This is a genomic window from Lysobacter sp. A421 (assembly GCF_054052145.1).
The window spans coordinates 50,674-70,786 of sequence record NZ_JBSVRL010000003.1; the positions used below are offsets into that span (position 1 = coordinate 50,674).

Genomic DNA, 20,113 nt, shown 5'->3' on the forward strand with positions numbered 1-20,113 from the left:
CCGTTCGTCCTGCCGTGCTTCAATCGGGTCATCCTCATCGTCGGACACCGTCCATGACCGCTCGCCTGGTTTGCACCGCCCTCGCGCTTTCCTGCCTGTCCTTCACCGGCCACGCCGCCCCCGCACCAACCGCCCTGCACTGCGGCCAGCTGTTCGACAGCCGCAGCGGTGACGTGCTCGGCCCGCACACGGTGCTGGTCCGTGATGGCCGGATCGCCGAGATCATCAGCGGGCACGCCGACGTCCCGGGCACGCCGGGCATCGACCTGTCGGGGCACACCTGCACGCCGGGCTGGACCGACCTGCACGTGCACCTGGGCAGCCAGTCCAGTCCGGACAGTTACTCGGAAGGCTTCCGCCTGGATGACGTCGACTACGCATTCCGCTCGGTGGGCTATGCGAACAAGACCCTGTTGGCCGGCTTCACCAGCGTGCGCGACCTCGGTGGCGACGTTGCCCCACACCTGCGCGACGCGATCAACCACGGTCTGGTGGACGGTCCGCGGATCTGGGCCGCCGGCAAGTCGATCGCCACCACCGGTGGCCACGCCGACCCGACCAACGGTTACAACTCCAGCCTGTCCCACCTGCTCGGCCCGCCCGGCCCGACCGAAGGCGTGATCAACTCGATCAATGACGCCCGCCAGGCCGTTCGCCAGCACTACAAGGACGGCAGTGACGTGATCAAGATCACGGCCACCGGCGGCGTGCTGTCGTATGCCAAGTCCGGCGATGCGCCGCAGTTCCGGGTCGACGAGATCCAGGCCGTCGTCGATACCGCCAAGGACTACGGCTACCGCGTCGCCGCCCACGCCCACGGCGAGGAAGGCATGCGCCGCGCGGTGGAGGCCGGCGTCACCAGCATCGAGCACGGCACCTACATGAGCGACGAGGTGATGGCGCTGATGAAGCGCAAGGGCACCTGGTATGTACCGACCATCTACGCCGGCCGCTTCGTCGCTGACAAGGCGAAGATCGACGGTTACTTCCCCGATGTGGTGCGGCCCAAGGCCGCCCGGATCGGCGCATTGATCCAGGCCACGGCCGGACGCGCGTACGAGGCCGGCGTCAAGATGGCCTTTGGCACCGATATGGGCGTCGGCCCGCATGGCGACAACGCACGCGAGTTCATCTACCTGGTCGAGGCCGGCATCCCGGCTACCGTCGCGCTGCAGATGGCCACGATCCGCGCTGCCGAGGTGCTCGGGGTCGACGACCAGGGCGTGATCGCGACCGGCCAGCGGGCCGACATCGTCGCCGTGAAGGGCAACCCGGTGGAGGACATCAACCGCGTGCTCAACGTCGCGTTCGTGATGAAGGATGGCGTGATCTACAAGCAGCCTGACGCCTAGTTGTCACATCACCGCGCCCATTGGAAAACTTCGTCGATACCGACATCGAACGCGTGCGCAATGCGAAACGCCAGTTCCAGCGACGGCGCGTACTTGCCCGCCTCAAGCGCGATGATGGTTTGCCGGGTCACCCCGCATGCCTCGGCCAACACCTGCTGGGTCATCTCACCATTGGCGAAGCGCAAGGCACGGATGGTGTTTGTTATCGGGGTCGATGCCATTCTGGCCGGGCTCAATGCCGGTCGCGCCAGTAGTACACGGCGATCGCGACGTACTCGACCAGGCAGCTCGCCATCATCCCAAAGATCAGCAGGTTGGCGATCACCAGATGGCTCGCCCACTGCAACCGGTCCGGCGGTGACAAGCCGAGCGTGACGGCCAGGCCGACACCCAAAACCAACAGCCCCGTTCGCGCCCACCCAACGGCCTTGGCAGCGATCTCACGGTCGCGCTCGTCTTCTGCCACGGCGCCTTTCCAGCGCGTCGCAAGAACGCTCGACAGCACGCTCCATGCAATCAGCAACAGCACCAGGTTGCGTACGACCCGGCGGGTGCCGGGATCGTTCAAGGCCGTCGCGGCAAGGAACACCTCCGCGTTGGACGCAAAGTAGGCGACCGCGGCGGCCATGAACGCGGTTCCGATCCAGGCCTTCCATTCGCCCGGCGACGCCGTCTGGGTGACCGTGTCGCGTGGCAACCGGCTCGCCGCGAAGAGCGACGCCCACGCAACCGTGATCAGCAACACCATGCCGACGTTGCCGGTATCGATCCCGAGCAGCGACTCCGGGCTGGCCAGCAGCAACCACAACGCGAACATGGCCAACAGCAACAAACCCAGGCTGCCCCAGCGGCGTATGGTCATTGTTTGTTCGCTCCAGCGGACTAGATGTAAACTACACATTACATTTTAACGGCCCGGTGTCAACTATTTTTTACATTTGGTTGGAATCAGCCGTGCTGGCACCATCTAGAGCTGAACTTCATTCGCGAGTCACCAAATGCCTGACGCCATTGCCGCCCCCCATGTCTTCGACGCCACCACCGAGGGTTTCGAGGCCGACGTTCTGCAGAAATCCATGCAGACGCCGGTGCTGGTCGATTTCTGGGCCGAATGGTGCGAGCCATGCAAGCAGCTTGGCCCGGTGCTGGAAAAGCTGGCTGGCGAATACCACGGCAGCTTCGAGCTGGCCAAGGTCGATGTCGACAAACAACCGCAGCTGGCCGAGGCCTTCCAGGTGCGATCGATCCCGACGGTGTTCCTGGTCAAGGGCGGGCAGATCGCAGACGGGTTCCCGGGCGTGATTCCCGAGGGCCAGATCCGTGAGTTCCTCAAGCAACACGGCGTCGAGCCGGGCGAGGCCCCGCCGGCCGATGACACCGAACCCGAGATCGTGCCGCTGGACCCGGTTGCCGAGGTGGCGCGCCTGCGCGAAGCGGTCGCGGACGCGCCCGACAACGCCGAACTCAAGCTCGATCTTGCCGTGGCGCTGTTGCAAACCGGCGATGGCGACGAGGCGACGCGGCTGCTGGATGCCCTGCCGGCCAATCTGGCGACCGATGACCGCAGCGTGCTCGCGCGTGCCCGGCTCGGGTTCGAGAAGCTGGCAAAGGATGCGCCTGCCATGGACGTGCTGCAGCAGGCGGTCGCGGGCAATCCCGATGACCTGCGTGCGCGCCATCTGTTGGGGGCGCGTCACATCGTCGCCGGGCAACCCGAGGCCGCGCTGGAGCAGTTCATCGAGATGCTGGCGCGCGACCGCACGTTCGACAGCGGCTTGCCCCGCACCGCATTGATCGACGCGTTCCGGGTCACCGACGATGCCGCGTTGGTCAGCCGCTACCGCCGCAGGATGTCTTCGTTGCTGTTCTGAGTCGGCCGCATCTGTTCCGCCGGACGACCCAGCAGATAGCCCTGCCCGGACCCACAGCCCAGTTCATGCAGGATGTCGCGCTGCGCTTCGGTCTCGATGCCTTCACCGATGGTGTAGATGCCCAGGGCGCCGGCCAATGCCTGGATCGCGCGTACCACGGCGATGCTTCCCGCCTGGTTTTCGCCGGTCAGGCCGGCGACGAAGCTCTGGTCGATTTTCAGGCACTCGATCGGGAAGCGATGCAGGTAGGACAGCGCCGAGTAGCCGGTACCGAAATCATCCAGTTGGGCCAGTACGCCGCGCTCGCGCAGCGCATGCAGGGTCCGCAATGCGCGCGGCATGTCGTCCAGCAACGCCACCTCGGTGATCTCCACGCGCAGTCGACGTGGGTCGGCACCGGCACTGTCGGTCAGGCGCAGCAAGCGGTCGGCAAAGTCCCCGTTGCGGAAATGCCGTGGTGAGACGTTGATCGAGACATACCCGTCACCCGGGGTGCTCGCCAAGCCTGCGATTACCCGGGCGTACATCAGCCAGTCGACCTCTTCGATCAGGCCATTGTCCTCGCCCAGGCCGATGAACTCGCCCGGCGCCAGCAAGCCACGGCTTGGGTGCTGCCAGCGCAGCAACGCCTCATGGCCGATCACCTTCATGTCGTCCAGCCTGACGATCGGCTGGTAGTAGGCAACGAAATTGTTGTCATTGATGGCGCGGCGCAAGTTGGACTCGAGTTCCAGGATCCGCAACGCGTCCTCGCGCATGTCCTCGTCGAACACGATCGAGCGGTCACGGCCACTTGCCTTGGCGCGATACATCGCCGCGTCGGCATCGCGCAGCAGTTCCGCGCCGGTACGGTGGCGTGGATGCCACAGGGCTATACCCAGGCTGGCGGAAGGAAATACCTCGCGGCCCGCGGCCAGGTAAGGCCGTCCGAGCAAGTACAAGATGCGCTGCGCGAGTTCCTGGGCCACGTGCAGGCCCTCTATATCGTTGACCAGGATCGCGAACTCGTCGCCCCCCAACCGGGCAACCATGTCCTCACCACGAACGGCCGACACGATCCGCCGACCGGCCTCCACCAGCAGGTCGTCACCGGCGGAATGGCCGACGCTGTCGTTGACCAGTTTGAACCGGTCCAGGTCAAGGAACAGCAACGCGAACGAACGCGCAGTCCCACCTGCCCCCACCGACTGTGCGTTGGACTGCGCGGACTGGATCGCGGTGGCGATCCGATCCAGCAACTGGGTCCGGTTTGGCAGGCCGGTCAACGCGTCATGGTGGGCCTGGTAGGTCAGTTCCTGCTCGGCACGCAGGCGCTCGCCAATCTGTTCAAGCAGCTCCGCGTTGGCCATCGCCAGGTCGCGCGTACGTGATTGCACCCGTTGCTCCAGCTCCCCATGGGCGGCGATCAGCCATTCCTGGGACTGCTTGCGGGTCAGCCCGATACTGATGTGGTTGGCCACGAACGTCAGCAGGTCCTGGTCTCGCGCCGTGAAGGCAATGGCGGGAGAGTAACTCTGCACCGCAATCGCCCCGACCACCTTGTCATCACGGTAAAGCGGCACCCCCAGCCAGCATTGCGACATGGTGCCGTGACTACGCAATCGGCCTTGCGACTCCAGTTGGCTGATCCGCTGCCGGTCCGCCAACAATGCGCCGCCGGTGGAGATCACGTACTCGGTCATTCCCTGGTCCAGCCGACGATCGGCGCGGACGATGTCGCGCTCATCCACGGAGTAGGGAAACTCGAGCCGGTCACCCTCCTTCGACAACAGCGCGATGTAGAAATTTCGCGCATACAGCAGCTCGCCCACCACATCGTGGACCTGGGTGTAGAAGCGTTCCAGGGTCTCGGAGGTGATCGACAAGTCCGCAATCCGGAACAACGCGCGCTGCAGCCGTTCGGCTCGTTGACGCTCGACGATCTCCGCCTGCAAGTCATGGTTGCTCAACTGCAATGCCTGGGTCCGCTCCTCGACGCGACGCTCCAACTCCTCCCGGGCCTGGTGGCGATCCAGTGCGGTAAGGATGTGCTGGGCAACGAACACCAGCAACGTCCGTTCCTCATCGCCGTAACTGCGGGGACGGTCATAGCTTTGCACCACGATTGCCCCGCACACCCGGTCATCCCGGCGCAGGAGCACCCCGAGCCAGTCCTCGCTGTCCGGGCCATGGCGGTTGTCAGAGGCAACACCGAGCTGCTGGCAGACATAATCGGAAGGCCCCTGCACCGGCTCGCCATGCCGCAACAACGCGAAAGTCAGGCTGTTGGGCGTGTTCTCACCGTAGATTTCCTGGTCCGGGTCGGGGACGAACGTGTCGATACGGTCGGCAAAATACAGGAACCGGTAACACTCGCGCACGTCGTCGTACAGCACGATGTAAAAGTTCTCGGCAACCATCAGGCCGGCGACGATGCCGTGGATGCGCTGCAGCATGTCGGCCATTTCGAGGTCCGAGCCCGCCAGGTCGGCGATCTCGTACAGCGCCTGCTGCAGCCGCTCGGACTTCTCCAGTGATTCCGCGCGCGCTTGCGCAATGTCGGCGAGCATGTGCAGATCGACGATCCTCCTGGCCAGCTTCTCCCAGCCCGTCCGCAAGGGTTGCGCCATCGGCTCGGCCAGCTCGGCCACGATCGCCGCCGGCCCGGCTTCACCATGCCAGCCCATCTCGACCCGACGCAGGCTGCGGTCAGCATGGTCTGGGGTGCCATCGTCGCCGTGGCCAGCCGCCAGTATCCGCTCGGCGCGAGCCACCAAAGTCGCATCAACGCCCAGCGACGTCGAACCGGCCGGCCGGCCATCGACATCGTGCCAGCGCAGCACCATTTGCGAGCAGCCAGGCAACGCGGCCCGCAGTGCGCCCGCCAGCGAATCCGCATCGCCGGAACCTGCCTGGACCGGCGTGTCAGGCAGAGCGGTCATCTGGGCATCTGTACTTCGCACCGATATCGTCCCCGTTTCATTCGCGCAGGATAGCGCGCCGACCCGACTTCGCGCCCGCTATCCACCCCGCCCTTGCGTCGGTACCGCCAGTGGGTACCCTGCAGGCGATGAACGAGACTGCCAACAGCCACACCCTGGCTCGACCCGTCCGCCATGCAATCGAGGTCAAGAACAGCCGGTTCCTGGCCCTGGCCACCTCCGTGGCCTCCCCGGAAGACGCGCTGGCCTTCGTCACCGGGGTCGCCGACGCTACCGCAAACCACAACTGCTGGGCGTACCGGATCGGCGGCCTGTACCGTTCCAGCGATGATGGCGAACCCGCCGGAACTGCCGGGCGACCGATTCTCGCGGCGATTGACGGCCAGGGATTGGACCAGGTCATCGCCGTGGTGACCCGGTGGTTTGGCGGCATCAAGCTGGGAGCCGGTGGCCTGGTGCGCGCGTATGGCGGTTGTGCAGCGGAGTGCCTGCGTGTCGCTCCACGCCGGGAGTTGATCCAATACGTCCACTGCCAGATTGCATTCGATTTCGCCGACACCGGCGCGGTCCACGCGGCTTTGGTCGCGTACCAGGTGGACAAGCTCGACGAGCGGTTCCATGCCGGCGGCAGTGTCCTGCAGCTGCGCCTGCCCGCGCGGCAACTGGAGGCGCTGACAAGTCATTTGCGCGACGCCACCCGTGATCGCGCGCGGCTGCAGCAGCGCGACGCGCACCCCGTCGATAGCGGACAATAGCCGCCATGACTGCCAATACCGCGTCCGCCCCCAGCCCGGAAACCCAACCCAAACCCTCCATCGGCAGCCTGCAAACCTTGTGGCCCTTCGTGCGCAAGCACACCGGCCTGTTCAGTGGCTGGCTGGTGGCACTGGCGTGCTCGTCGGCGGCGACCTTGAGCCTGCCGATCGCGTTCAAGACCATGATCGACAAGGGCTTCGCCCAAGGTGGCGGCAGCGCCATCGACCAGGCGTTCATGCTGCTGTTCGCGGTGGCGGTGGCGCTGGCACTGGCGACGGCGGCCCGTTTCTTTTTCGTGTCCTTGCTGGGCGAACGCGTGGTCGCCGACCTGCGCGAGCGCCTGTACTCGCACCTGATCACCCTGGACGCCAGCTTCCACGACCGCAGCCGCAGCGGTGAGCTGGTCTCGCGGTTGACGGCGGACGCCGAGCTGCTGCGCAGCCTGATCGCCACCAGCATGTCGGTCGCCCTGCGCAGCCTGGTGACCTTCGTTGGCAGCATCGTGATGCTGTTTGTCAGCAGCCCGCACCTGGCGGCCTACGCGCTGGTCGGCATCCCGCTGGCGGTATTGCCGATCGTGGTCGGCGGTCGCCGGCTGAAGAAAATCTCCCGTGCCAGCCAGGACCGCGTTGCCGACGCGAACACGCTGGCCAACGAGACCCTTGGCGCCGTGGGCACGGTGCAGGCGCATGTCCGCGAATCCTACGAGCTGGGGCGTTTCAGCGAGTCACTCAAGATTGCCGTGGCCACCGCGCGCCGTCGCATCCAGGCCCAGGCCTGGGTGACCGCGATCGCGATCATGCTGGTGTTTGGCGCGATTACGCTGGTGCTGTGGTCGGGCGCGCACGACGTGATGGACGGCAACATGAGCGCCGGCACGCTGGGCCAGTTTGTGTTGTATGCACTGATCGGCGGCGGTTCGATTGGCTCGCTGGCGGAGGTCTGGAACGAGGTCCAGCGTGCGTCCGGCGGCATGGGACGCATCAGCGAACTGCTGGAGGAGACCTCGGCGATCACCGCGCCGGAGCATCCGCAACCACTGCCGCAACCGGTACGCGGCGAGATCACGCTGGATCACGTCACCTTCCACTACCCGATGCGTCCCGACCGGCCGGCGCTGGAAGATTTCAGCCTGCATATCCAACCGGGCGAGACGGTAGCGCTGGTCGGCCCGTCGGGCGCAGGAAAGAGCACGGTGTTGTCGTTGTTGCTGCGTTTCCACGATCCGCGCAGCGGCACGATCAGCGTGGATGGCATCGATATCCGCCAGCTCGATCCGGGCCAATTGCGCAGCGCAATGGCGCTGGTGTCGCAGCAGCCAAGCATCTTTGCCACCACTGCGCGTGACAACATCCGCTACGGCCGCCTGGAAGCCAGCGACGGCGATGTGGAGGCCGCGGTCGAGGCCGCCCACGCCACCGACTTCATCCGGGCGTTGCCACAAGGGCTGGATACCGAATTGGGCGAACGCGGCGCGCGCTTGTCCGGTGGCCAGCAACAACGCATCGCCATTGCCCGTGCGTTGCTCAAGGATGCCCCGATCCTGCTGCTCGACGAGGCCACCAGCGCGCTGGATGCGCAGAGCGAGCGCGCCGTCCAGCAAGCGCTGGACACTTTGATGGAAGGCCGCACGACGCTGGTCATCGCCCACCGGCTGGCAACGGTGTTGAAGGCCGACCGCATCGTGGTGCTCGACCATGGCCGCGTGGTCGCCGAAGGCAGCCATGACCAGCTGTTGGCCCAGGGTGGCCTGTACGCGGAGCTGGCCAAGCTGCAGTTCCTGGACTGAGTCCTCGTGCCCTGACGATGGTGGCTTGATCTGGGTCAGCGTTTGCGCGGACTGAACACCGCACAATCATTGCCACCATGCGCAACCGTATTCTCCACCGCTGGATGAATCGCCTGGCACTGGCCGCCATGCTGGCGCTGCTGTTGGTGCCAACCATCGGACGCATGGCCGGGATGACGCCAGCACCATCGGAGGCGATGCATTCGCACCCGCCGGTTTCGGATCCGCATGGCGACATGCAGGACTGTGCGTACTGCGCACTGCTCCACTCGATGATCGCGCTGCCATCGTGGGTGGCGCTGGCACTGCTGCCAGCGCCAACGGTGGCCGATGTCACCTTCGCCGCGCAAACGCGGCGCACACAGCGCCACCCGACTGGCCTGGGTTCACGCGGGCCGCCTCGCGCCGCCTGACGTTCCGCCCCCCCTGTCACGCAGTTCCCTGCCCCGCAATGCGGTGACGCCCGCTTGCACCCCGGTGTTCTGGAGTTCCCATGTCACACCTACGTCATTCGTCCAACCGTTCGTCGTATCTGTATCTGTGTGTTGCCATCGCCGCCGCGCTCTCGCTGCCGGCCCAAGCCAATGAACGGGACGCCGCCGAGGCAATGTCCCGCACTCCGATTGATTTCGATGCACTGGTCGTCACCGCCGCTGCCCCGGTATCGGCACTCACGTTCGAGACCGACCCGCGGCTGCCGCGCCAGCCGGTGCCCGCCAGTGACGGCGCCGACTACCTGAAGACCATCCCCGGCTTCACTGCGATCCGCAATGGCGGCACCAATGGTGATCCGGTGTTGCGCGGCATGTTCGGCTCCCGCCTGAACCTGCTCAGCAACGACGGCGCCATGCCCGGCGCATGTCCGTCGCGGATGGACAACCCGATGTCGTACGTCTCCCCGGAGACCTACGACAGTCTGGTCGTGGTGAAAGGCCCGCAGACCGTGCTCTGGGGCCCTGGCGCCTCCGCCGGCACCGTGCGCTTCTCGCGCGACCGCGAGCAGTTCGACGCGCCCACCCTGAAGCTGGCCGGCAGCCTGCTGGCAGGCTCGTTTGCGCGCAACGACCAGGTGTTCGATGCCACCTTCGGCGCCGAACCCGGCTATGCGCGCATCAGCGCCAACCGTTCCGATTCCCACGACTACCGCGACGGCGACGGCAACGCAGTCCCATCGGCTTGGAACAAGTGGAATGCCGACCTGGCGTTTGGATGGACGCCCGACGCGGACACCATCGTGGAAATGTCGGCCGGCGCCGGTGACGGCGAGGCCCGTTACGCCGGTCGCGGCATGGACGGCTCGCAGTTCCAGCGTGATAGCTACTCGATCCGGTTGGAAAAGAAGAACCTGGCGGGCGTACTGGACGAAATCGAGGCGAACGTGTTCTACAACCGCGCCGATCACGTGATGGACAACTACAGCCTGCGCGAACCCAACCCGAATGGCCCGATGCCGATGCCGATGGCATCCAATGTCGAGCGCACCACCGTCGGCGGCCGTTTCGCGGCCACCTGGCGCACGGATGACATCGACCTGACCGCGGGCGTGGACGGTCAGGACAGCCGCCACCGCCGACGCAGCGCCCACGGCCGGGGCACCTACAAGGCCCAACCGTGGACGACGGATGCGCAAATGCGCACGGTAGGTGTATTTGCCGAGGCCACCTGGTGGGTCACCGATCGCGAGCGGCTGGTTGCCGGTGTGCGTGCCGATCGCGCGCAAGCCACTGACCAGCGCCAAGTTGTCGGCATGGCCACGACGCCCAACCCGACCGCCGGTGACACGCGCCATGAAACGCTGACCGCCGGCTTCGCCCGTTTCGAGCAGGACCTCGGCGATGCGCCGTTGAACTGGTATGCCGGTATCGGCCATACCGAGCGCATGCCCGACTACTGGGAGTTGTTCTCGCCTGACATGGGGCCGACAGGCACGGCCAATGCGTTCGCCGGGACGAGGACGGAAAAGACCACCCAGCTCGATATCGGCCTGCAGTACCGGACCAGGCAGGTGGACGCCTGGGTGTCGGCCTATGCCGGCCGGATCAACGACTACCTCCTGTTCCGCTATCACGCCGGCGGCATGATGGGCCCGATGTCCCAGGTCACCAACGTGGACGCGGCCGTCCGCGGCGGCGAGATCGGCGTCGAATACCGCCCGACCAAACCGCTGAAGCTGGGCGGTACCCTCGCCTACGCCCGCGGCAAGAACCGCGACGCCGGCTCCGCGTTGCCACAAATGCCGCCACTGGAGGCGCGCCTGTCGCTGGGTTGGGACGACACCCGCTGGTCAGTCGGCGCCCTGGTCCGCGCTGTCGCGGCCCAGGATCGTGTCGCGCTGGCGCAAGGCAGCGTGGTCGGCCAGGACCTGGGACCCAGCGCGGGGTTCGCCACTTTCGCCGTCAACGGTGGCTACCGGTTCAACGAGAAGCTGCAGCTAACGTTCGGCGTCGACAACGTGTTCGATCGCAACTACAGCGAGCACCTGAACCTGGCCGGCAACGCCGACTTTGGCTATCCGGCCGATCCGATACGGATCCATGAGCCGGGGCGTACCGCCTGGATGAAGCTCAACCTGACGTATTGATCCCGACGGGGAGCGCGCGCTCGATCAAGCCGTCCAGCGGCAGGTCCGGCGGCAAGGTCCCCATCGCCAATCCGTGCGCACCGCCCAGGCGGCTGCGGCAGAACGCCTCCGCTGCAGGGCTACCCGCACGCAACAGGATACCGGCCTGCAGGGCCAGCGCCAGCCGCTCGACGAAATGGCGGGCCCCGGCCGGGTCGACCACGACCTCGCCATGCAGTGGCGCGCGCAGGGCGTCGACTGCGGCGGCATGGTCGGGATGGCCATCGCCGGCAAGCTGCAGCTCCACCCACAACGCAGCGGCGGTTTCCGGTTCCCGCGACAACGCGCGCAGGACATCCAGGCACTGGATGTTGCCGCTGCCTTCCCAGATCGAATTCAGCGGCGCTTGCCGGTACAGGCGCGGCAGGATCGACTCCTCGATATAGCCATTCCCGCCCAGGCACTCCTGGGCCTCGTTGACGAATGCCGGCGCGCGCCGGCATATCCAGTATTTTCCGATCGCCGTGGCCACCCGCGCCAGCGCCGCCTCAGCAGGATCGCGCGACGCCGCATCGACCGCGCGGGCGACCCGCATCGAGAGCACGAGCGCCGCTTCGGCCTCGATCGCCAGGTCGGCGAGCACGTTGCGCATCAGCGGCTGGTCCACCAACCGCTGGCCGAAGGCACGCCGGTGACGGCAATGATGGATCGCCTGCGCCAGGGCCATGCGCATCTGCGCGGCGCTGCCCAACATGCAGTCCAGCCGGGTCAGCATCACCATTTCCAGGATGGTGGCGATACCGCGGCCTTCCTCGCCGATCCGCCATGCCTGCGCGCCGCAGAACTCGACTTCCGCAGACGCGTTGGACCAGTCACCCAGCTTGTCCTTCAGGCGCATCAGGTGGAATGCGTTCCTGCTGCCATCGGCCAACCGGCGCGGCATCAGGAAGCAGCTCAAGCCGCCCGGCGCCTGCGCCAACACCAGGAAGCCGTCACTCATCGGTGCCGAGAAGAACCATTTGTGTCCGACCAGCCGGTACGTCGATGCCGCGGACGGCTCGCCGGTATCGGGTAGCGCCATGGCGGCGGTGGTGTTGCTGCGCACATCACTGCCGCCCTGCTTCTCGGTCATGCCCATGCCGATGGTGACGCCGACCTTGTCGCCGATCGGCAGCTCGCGCGGGTCGTAATGCGGGGCGGCGGCCTTGTCCGCCCATTCCGCCAGTCCCGGTTCACGGCGCAGCACTGCCACCGCAGCGTGGGTCATGGTCAACGGGCAGCTGGTACCGGGCTCGACCTGGTGGTGCAGGTAGCTCAACGCGGCACGCGCGACATGCGCCCCGGGTTGCGCGTCACGCCACGACAAACCGGCGACACCGTGCTCGATCGCGGCCTGCATCAGGGCGTGGTACGCGGGGTGGAACTCCACCCGGTCGATACGATGCCCGAACCGGTCGTATCCAAGCAACCGCGGCCGGTCACGGTGGGCATCGAATGCCCATTCGTACAGGTGACTGCCGGCCAAGTTTCCGTAGCTACCCAGCGACTCCAGGTAGGCGCCGGCGCCTTCCGCCGCAGCGGCCTCACGCAGGACCACGTCATCACGCCACAGGTCGCGCGGCGCGAACGCCGGCGGCTGGTTCTGGACCTGGTGGGTCTGGTAGCTCGCGCGATCAAACGATGGAGGCTTCATTCCCGGCTCCGGTCACGGCTGAGCCCCGAATCTAGCGCACCGCGACCGCCGCTGCCGCCAGCTAGCTGTCCAGCAGCCGGCGCAACAACGCCGGCACGCTGGACGAGGCCCTCGCAACGTTGTCCAGCACATCCTGCAAGGTGATCACCTCGTCGGGATCGGGTCCCGTACCCGCGGCCCAGTTGGCAACGATCGCCAGGCAGGCGTAGTCCAGCCCCATCTCGCGCGCCAGGCCGGCTTCGGGCATGCCGGTCATGCCGACCAGGTCACAGCCATCACGCCGCATCCGTGCAATCTCCGCGCGGGTTTCCAGTCGCGGTCCCTGGGTGGCGCCGTAGCAGCCGGCGCCGACCATCTCGATATTGGCGCTCGCCGCGGCGGTGATCAGCAAGCGGCGCAGCGACCGGGTGTAAGGCTCGCCGAAATCGACATGCAGCACCTCGTCGCCCCCGCTTCCATCCGCGCCGTCATCGCACAGGCTCGACACCCGGCCCCAGGTGTAGTCGATCAACTGGTCGGGGCAGCCCAGGACGCCGGGACCGAAGCGCTCGGTGATGCCGCCGACGGTATTGAGCGCCAGCACCCGGCGCGCGCCCAGTGCCTGCAGCGCGGCGAGGTTGGCGCGGTAATTGATCCGGTGGGGCGGCAGGGAATGGCCCTCGCCGTGACGGGCCAGGAATGCCACCCGGTGGCCGTCCAGGGTACCGACCCGCACCGGCCCCGAGGGGACGCCAAAACGGGTTGCCGGCTGGTGCGATTCAACATCGACAAGCTCGGCCAACCGGTAAAGACCGGTACCACCGATGACGGCAAGTTCGATGGGCTTGTCGACGGGCTTTTCCATGGTTCAATCCTTCAATGCGTAGATGGCCGGCAGGTTACGGCCTTGCTCGTGGTAATCCATCCCGTAACCAAACACGTAACGGTCCGGCAACTCGATCCCGACATAATCGGCACGCAGGCCGGGTACTACGCGGTCGTGGATTTTCACTGCCAGTGCGGCAATCCGCACATCTGCCGCACCTTGCTCGCGACACCAGGCGGTAATCGCCGCCATGGTGTGGCCCTCGTCGAAAATGTCGTCGGCCAACAGCACCCGGCGGCCCCGCAGCGAGGTCGCCGGGCGGTGCTTCCAGGCCAGCTCGCCGCCGGTCATCGCGCCGCGGTAGCGGGTGGCGTGCAGGTAATCGAACTCGAGGTCCAGGCCCAGCGCACCCAGCTCGAACCCCAGTTGCGCGGCAAACGGCATGCCGCCGTGCATCACCGTGAGGTAGACCGGGCGCGCATCGACCGGGTCGATCCCGGAATGCTCCGCGTCGATCAGGCTCGCGTCCGCATAATCCGCGCGGATGGCCACGGCCATGGCTGCGATTGCCTTTTCCAGCGCTTCACGGTCAAACAACAGGTCCGCATTGGCGAGCGCGTCACGCAACAGGGGAGTAGTCATGCCAGCCCTTCCAGGCGGTCACGGTTTTTCTGGTAACGGGCGTCGGCGAGCAGGTTGTCCCAGCCCATCGGGCCGCCGCCAATCAGCCCGCCCAAGGCCATCGTGTTGAGCTTGCGTCCTTCCACCGCCTTCAACGACGCCTCGACCAGTTCGGGGTGACAGACCAGGACCACGTCGCAGCCGGCATCCAGGTGCAGGTCGACGCGTTGCTTGACGCCTCCGGCCGAGAACGCGGCGGCCATGCCGATGTCATCGGAAAACACCACCCCGCGGAAGCCCATTTCCTGGCGCAGGATCTCCTCGATCCAGCGCTTTGAATACCCTGCCGGCTCCGGCGCAACCTGCGGATAGACCACGTGCGCCATCATCACCGCGTCCGCCCTGGCTTCGATGCCGGCGACGAATGGCACCAGATCCGACGCCCGGATCTCTTCCAGCGAGCGAGGGTCGACGGCATCATCGAAATGGGTGTCTTCAAGCACCGATCCATGGCCCGGGAAATGCTTGAGCGTCGCCGCCATCCCGGCCTCATGCATGCCGCACACGTAAGCCCTGGTGAACTCGGCGACGATCGCGGGATCTTCGGAAAACGCCCGGTCACCGATCGCACGGTTGCCACGGCCGAGGTCGACCACCGGCGCAAAGCTGAGGTCCACGCCACTGGCCTTGATCTCGCTGGCCATCACCCAGGCGTGCTCCCCGGCAAGTTTCAACGCCGCCTCGCGATCGCGCGTGAACAGCGTGCCGAACTCCTGCAAGGATGACAGTGCGCTGTAACCGTCACGGAAGCGTTGTACCCGGCCGCCCTCCTGGTCCACGCAGATCAGTTGCGGGCGTGGGGCGGCCGCGCGGATGGCCTGGGACAGCTCGGCAACCTGTGCCCGGGACGCAAAATTGCGTGTGAACAGGATCACGCCGGCGCAGGCATCGTGCTGCAGCCAGTCGCGCTCTTGCGCGGTCAGTTCGGTGCCGGCAATGCCGATCACGAGCATGGGAAACTCCTGGACAGGTCAAGAAAGGCAATATCGCCATTGTCGCGCAGTTGATCAGCTCTGGTAGGCGCGCTGTTCCGCCTGGCTCCATTGCGTGTACGGTCGATTGGCCAGCGCCAGGTTGTAGTAGCGGACCTCATCGGTGACCTCGGCGCCAAGCCAGGGCGGGTGCGCGAAGGCCTCATCGGCGTGTTCCAGTTCGATCTCGGCCACCACCAGCCCGGCGTTGTCGCCGAGGAATTCATCGACCTCCCACAGGTGGCCCTCGAAACGCACGTAATGCCGCCGTTTGTCGATCAGGCCGCCCACGCTCAACGCCAGCAGCGCGCGCCCATCGGCCACCGGGACCGGATACTCGAACTCCTGCCGGGTATGTCCCGACTGGCACGACTTGAGGTTGAGCCAGGCCGCATCGCCGGCAATCCGCACCCGCACCGAAGCCTTCATCACGCGGCCCTCGCCCGCCTCGTCCATCGCCGCCAGGTCGTTGAGATAACCCTGCGCCATCGGCACCACCTTGTCTGCCGCGTCGCGCCAGCCATCGCCGACGACCAGGAACTTGCGCTCGATTTCAATCGCCATCGGATGTCAGCCCGGCTCGAACATCGCGATCGACTCGACATGGGCGGTGTGCGGGAACATGTCCATCACTCCTGCGGCGCGCAACTTCCAGCCTCGTTGATTGACCAGGTAGTCGGCATCACGAGCCAGCGACGCCGGATGGCAACTCACGTAGACGATCCGCTTGAACTGCTCCAGCGGCAACTGCGTCAGCACGAAATCGGCACCCGAGCGCGGTGGATCCAGCAGCAGTTTGTCGAACCCTTCGCGCATCCAGGGTTGATCGCCGAGGTCCCTGGCCAGGTCCGCGGCGTGGAACTTGGCGTTGCCGATCGCGTTGTGCTCCGCGTTGTCGCGGGCACGCTGGACCAGTCCCGCATCGCCTTCCACCCCGACCACTTCGCGCACGCAGCGCGCCAGCGGCAGGGTGAAGTTGCCCAGCCCGCAGAACAGGTCGAGCACCCGGTCATCGGCTTGCGCGTCCAGCAACTCGATCGCCAGGTCGATCATCTTGCCATTGAGACCGGCGTTGACCTGGATGAAGTCCAAGGGTTGAAACACGAACTCCAGTTCCGACTGCGGCAGGCGAAACGCGAGCTTTGGCTCCTGCGGCCACAACGGATGCACACTGTCGACCCCACCGGGTTGCAGGAAGATCGCAAACCCGTGCTGCTGACCGAAGGCGACCAGCGCCGCAAGGTCATCCGCCGTCAACGGGACCATGTGGCGGATGGTCAAGGCGATACCGTTGAAGTCCGGCATCGGGTCGCCGGCGATGAACTCGATCTGCGGGATTTCACGACGCGCCTGCAGGCTGTCGACCAACAGCCCGAGCGCCTCGACCTTCTCCCCAATCGCCGGGATCACGGTGTGGCAATGGGAAATATCGGCGACAAAACGCCCATCGGTTTCGCGAAAGCCGACCAGTGTCTTGCCCTTCTTGTCGACCCTGCGCACCGAGAACCGGCCCTTGCGGCGATAGCCCCAGGCCGCATCGGTCAGCGGCTCAAGTACGCGCTCGGGCGTGACGTGACCGATGCGCTGGAAATTTTCCAGCAACACATTTTGCTTGGCCAGGATCTGCTTGTCCTGGGCCCAGTGCTGCATGGCGCAGCCACCGCAGGTGCCGAAGTGCTGGCATCGCGGCTCGACCCGCTCGGGCGCCGCCTCCAGCACTTCTACCGTCCTGGCCTCGTCGAAGCTGCGATGACGACCCGTCCGGGTCGCCATCACCCGCTCGCCCGGCAACGCACCGGCGATGAAGACCGCCTTGCCGTCCGCAAGATGAGCGACACCGCGGCCGTCGTGGGTGATGCCGTCGATTACGGCCTCAAAGGGGGTTTTATCAATGCGGGCCACAGGCAGGACGCAGGAAACCGGGCCGCGCATTATCGCAGATGCGTCCCGACCCCGCGGGACGCGGCAATCCCTACTTCTGCTTCCACGCACCGCCGCTCTGGTACCACCAGCCACTGCGTGCACTGGCGATCCACTGCTTGGCGAAAACCCCGCGGATCTGCGACTCCCACTCCGGATGGCCGTTGGCGACCGCGACCTCGCGGTACACCGCATTGCGGTCGCGATTGTCTTCCGCCACCGCCTGCTGGACCTTGGCCCGGTCCTTCAACGCCAACTTGGAAGCATCGCGGACCACGATCGTACCGTCGCTCGCAAACCCGAGCGCGCCGGCATCGAAACCCGCACGCAAGCTGGAGTTGAAGCGCGAGGCCATGCGTGCCTGGATCGCCTGGATCGCCGGCGTCTGGATACTGATGTCCGGTGACTGCGCGTGTGCACTGCCGATGCCGATCAAGGCATACAGGTCAACCCGTGAAGCCAACTGTTTGAGCAAGCCCGCATCCAGCATGGCGCTTGGCCCGCCGTCACCTTCTTCGACCGGAGTGGAGGGCTGGGGTTGATCGCCGATAACTTTCTCGACGAACTGCTTGGCTGCTTCGCGCGCTTCGGCGGCCGGGAAATAGACATTGATCGTGACACAGGCGGTGATCATCACCGCAGCAACCGGAATTCCCATCCAACGACGCATGAGCTATCTCCTGGGGAAGTCCCCGAATATGGATTCGACGCTACGCTAGTCAACAACACGCTAGTCGACAGCATGCTACTCAACTACCGGTTTCACGTCTCCCTTGCCTACCGCGGCGAGGCGTTCGACCAGCGTCGGCCAGTCGACCCGGCGGTTGAAGCCCACCACGGTCAATCGCGGCAGGCCCGAGCCACGTACGAGTATAAAGCCCTCGCCCGCTGAACCTATCCCGTCCATCGTGCACACCTCCCGTGACAGCGTGCAGCCGATTCCGATCTTCGAATAGCCGAAGTCGTCGAAGAAGCCGATCAATTGTGATTGCAGCGAGTTCACGAACGACGCGTTGCCGACGCTGGTCAGGTCCTGCACGGCGCGCTGGCTGATCCGTTGGCGCACGCCGCGATGGCGGTCGGTGGCAATGCGGGCCGAGAAGGAAACCGCCTGCCAATCCACCAGTCGCAGCTCGGCGATGTTGCCGTCAAGCTTGCCGCTGATGCTGCCAAAGTCGAATGCGCCGGTGAGCGACAGCAGGTCGATGTCATTGAAGGCAATATCGGCCGAGAGTGTCGGCAGTACACCGAACGGACGCTCCATCGACAGCCCGGTTACCGCCACCTCGCCGCCGAACAGCTGCACGTTCAGGCCACCATCGAACTGCAAGCGGTCACCGACGTAGCTGGCATGGGGAATGGTCCCGCTCAGCTGGCCAGTGAACGCCGGCCAATCCAGGGCCTCCGACAGCTGCGCGATGTCCAGTGCCTGCAACGCCAGGCCGAAGCGGATATCCAGCTCCCGATCGGCCGCTGGCGGTCGGATCTGCAGGTGATCGAAGTGCGCATTGCCGCCCAGGATGGACAGATCGACCGGTTCCGCCAGGCGCAACGCTCCGGCGTCACTGGTGAAGGGCAACGAGGCCGCGCCGAAGGGAATGCCATGCAGCGTGCCTCCCCGCCAGCGCAGCTCACTGTCCACCGTGGAAGCGGAGGACAGGCGCAGGTCGCCATCCAGCCCTTGAAAGCCGAATCGGTCGTCTGGGTCGGTCAAGCTCACCTCGTGCAGTGACAGTGAGGCCTCGACCAATGCCCCTTCCTCCATCCGCACCCGTGCATCGGCGCTGCCATCCAGCGTCAGCTCTTCCAGCCCCGCCATCCCGAGCCAGCCGCTCAGGTAGCCGTCCCGCAGCGGTGCCAGTACCGGTGCGTGGACGCGCGCGTCCAGGGCTTGCAGACCGCCGTCCAGGTCAAACGCCGCCGTGGCGTCGGCCACCAGCAATCCGGGGTCATGCCATTGCAGGCGCGGCAGTTGCCAGCCCTGTCCATCCTGCCGCTGCGCCGCCACCAGCAAGTCGACCTGGCGCTGCTGCAGCGACACATAAGTGGAGCCAAACAGCAGCTCGCCGTCTCCCAGCGTACCGGCCACGTTGACGCTGTCACGATCACCCAGCAGGGCTTCGATATCCAGCCGTGCCTCCAGCCCTGCCGCGGCAATTGTGCCATCGGGCGTATCAAATCCGGCCGCATACAGGGCGAGCGGACCGGCGATCCGCAATGGAGCATTATCGGGCGCAGTGATGAGCAGCTGGCTGTCGAGGGTGCCGCCGGTGATTCGCGCCGCCTCCCAGGCCTGCGACGCCAGCGCCTGTGCCCAGGCCAACGGCACCTGGACCAGGTCGATCCGGGTGGCATCGGGCCGGGCCGCGCTGCGGTGCAATTCGATCCGGGGGGCCCCGTCCGACAGACTGGCATGGGTCGACGCCGCGTCGATTGCGACCGATAGCTGCATCACCTTGCCGCCGCCACGTACCGGGCCGGTGCAGCGCCAACCGCTATTGCCTCCGTCCGCCGCTTCCACCCGCTGCAGCGGGCAGCGCCAGTCCAGCCCGGTGAATCGATAGCCCAGGGCTGGTGACACGGCCTCGCGCACGTGCAACCGCAGCGCCCCTTGCGGCGCGTCGGCTGGCCACGACAGTTCCACCTCCACCCCGCGCAGGTTGGCCACGGCGGTGTCGACCCGATCGATGTGGGCGGTGACCGAACGTGCCTGGGCAGCGCCGCTCACCAGCAGCCCCGCCAGGACCAGAACGCCGGCGGCGCTGGACAAACGGCGCAGTCGCAAGGGTAGTAT

The 20,113-nt window shown here is 66.1% G+C and carries 17 protein-coding genes; 6 read left to right on the forward strand and 11 right to left on the reverse strand.

Going from position 1 to position 20,113, the window contains the following annotated elements:
* Positions 1-53 precede the first annotated feature (53 nt).
* Entirely contained in the window at positions 54-1,352 is a 1,299-nt protein-coding gene (locus ACW7G6_RS09960; protein WP_456998170.1) for an amidohydrolase family protein, read from the forward strand.
* An 8-nt stretch (positions 1,353-1,360) separates the two neighbouring features.
* Here ACW7G6_RS09960 and ACW7G6_RS09965 read toward each other — a convergent pair whose 3' ends face one another.
* Complete coding sequence (locus ACW7G6_RS09965; RefSeq protein WP_456978727.1) at positions 1,361-1,573, reverse strand: helix-turn-helix transcriptional regulator; 213 nt, start codon at positions 1,571-1,573, stop codon at positions 1,361-1,363.
* Positions 1,574-1,584: 11 nt separating this feature from the next.
* Positions 1,585-2,214: a hypothetical protein gene (locus tag ACW7G6_RS09970; RefSeq protein ID WP_456978726.1), complete on the reverse strand. Its 630-nt coding sequence runs from the start codon at positions 2,212-2,214 to the stop codon at positions 1,585-1,587.
* 136 nt (positions 2,215-2,350) lie between these two features.
* Here ACW7G6_RS09970 and trxA point away from each other — a divergent pair, with 136 nt between their 5' ends.
* Entirely contained in the window at positions 2,351-3,223 is an 873-nt protein-coding gene (trxA, locus tag ACW7G6_RS09975) for a thioredoxin (RefSeq protein WP_456978725.1), read from the forward strand.
* On the opposite strand, the gene ACW7G6_RS09980 is transcribed toward trxA, so the two are convergent.
* Positions 3,190-6,144, reverse strand: a complete 2,955-nt coding sequence (locus ACW7G6_RS09980; protein WP_456978724.1) for an EAL domain-containing protein — start codon at positions 6,142-6,144, stop codon at positions 3,190-3,192. The two genes, trxA and ACW7G6_RS09980, sit on opposite strands and share 34 nt — an antisense overlap.
* Before the next feature lie 128 nt (positions 6,145-6,272).
* Here ACW7G6_RS09980 and ACW7G6_RS09985 point away from each other — a divergent pair, with 128 nt between their 5' ends.
* The 4 genes from ACW7G6_RS09985 to ACW7G6_RS10000 all read left to right on the forward strand — a co-directional run bounded on the left by ACW7G6_RS09985 (position 6,273) and on the right by ACW7G6_RS10000 (position 11,270).
* A complete protein-coding gene (locus ACW7G6_RS09985) occupies positions 6,273-6,899 on the forward strand; it encodes an IMPACT family protein (RefSeq protein ID WP_456978723.1) in 627 nt (208 codons plus the stop codon).
* 5 nt (positions 6,900-6,904) lie between these two features.
* A complete protein-coding gene (locus ACW7G6_RS09990; RefSeq protein ID WP_456978722.1) occupies positions 6,905-8,689 on the forward strand; it encodes an ABC transporter transmembrane domain-containing protein in 1,785 nt (594 codons plus the stop codon).
* Positions 8,690-8,766: 77 nt separating this feature from the next.
* Complete coding sequence (locus ACW7G6_RS09995) at positions 8,767-9,102, forward strand: DUF2946 family protein (protein ID WP_456978721.1); 336 nt, start codon at positions 8,767-8,769, stop codon at positions 9,100-9,102.
* 80 nt (positions 9,103-9,182) lie between these two features.
* Positions 9,183-11,270, forward strand: a complete 2,088-nt coding sequence (locus tag ACW7G6_RS10000; RefSeq protein ID WP_456998171.1) for a TonB-dependent copper receptor — start codon at positions 9,183-9,185, stop codon at positions 11,268-11,270.
* Here ACW7G6_RS10000 and ACW7G6_RS10005 read toward each other — a convergent pair.
* From ACW7G6_RS10005 to ACW7G6_RS10040, 8 genes are all read right to left on the reverse strand, one after another.
* On the reverse strand, positions 11,254-12,942 hold the full coding sequence (locus ACW7G6_RS10005; protein ID WP_456998172.1) for an acyl-CoA dehydrogenase family protein: 1,689 nt from the start codon (positions 12,940-12,942) through the stop codon (positions 11,254-11,256). The genes ACW7G6_RS10000 and ACW7G6_RS10005 overlap by 17 nt on opposite strands.
* 61 nt (positions 12,943-13,003) lie before the next feature.
* Positions 13,004-13,786, reverse strand: a complete 783-nt coding sequence (locus ACW7G6_RS10010) for an S-methyl-5'-thioinosine phosphorylase (protein ID WP_456998173.1) — start codon at positions 13,784-13,786, stop codon at positions 13,004-13,006.
* A gap of 3 nt (positions 13,787-13,789) precedes the next feature.
* Complete coding sequence (locus ACW7G6_RS10015) at positions 13,790-14,389, reverse strand: hypoxanthine-guanine phosphoribosyltransferase (RefSeq protein WP_456998174.1); 600 nt, start codon at positions 14,387-14,389, stop codon at positions 13,790-13,792.
* Positions 14,386-15,381 (reverse strand): beta-N-acetylhexosaminidase, encoded by a 996-nt coding sequence (gene nagZ, locus ACW7G6_RS10020; RefSeq protein WP_456978715.1) that lies wholly within the window; start codon positions 15,379-15,381, stop codon positions 14,386-14,388. Before nagZ ends, ACW7G6_RS10015 begins: the two co-directional genes overlap by 4 nt.
* Before the next feature lie 54 nt (positions 15,382-15,435).
* Positions 15,436-15,963 (reverse strand): CYTH domain-containing protein, encoded by a 528-nt coding sequence (locus ACW7G6_RS10025; RefSeq protein ID WP_456978714.1) that lies wholly within the window; start codon positions 15,961-15,963, stop codon positions 15,436-15,438.
* Between the two features lie 6 nt (positions 15,964-15,969).
* The gene (gene rlmD / locus ACW7G6_RS10030; protein ID WP_456978713.1) at positions 15,970-17,301 is read right to left on the reverse strand and encodes a 23S rRNA (uracil(1939)-C(5))-methyltransferase RlmD; all 1,332 of its coding nucleotides are present in this window, start codon (positions 17,299-17,301) and stop codon (positions 15,970-15,972) included.
* 70 nt (positions 17,302-17,371) lie between these two features.
* On the reverse strand, positions 17,372-17,989 hold the full coding sequence (locus ACW7G6_RS10035) for a DUF1318 domain-containing protein (RefSeq protein WP_456978712.1): 618 nt from the start codon (positions 17,987-17,989) through the stop codon (positions 17,372-17,374).
* Between the two features lie 75 nt (positions 17,990-18,064).
* Entirely contained in the window at positions 18,065-20,104 is a 2,040-nt protein-coding gene (locus ACW7G6_RS10040; RefSeq protein WP_456998175.1) for a hypothetical protein, read from the reverse strand.
* Between the last annotated feature and the right edge of the window lie 9 nt (positions 20,105-20,113).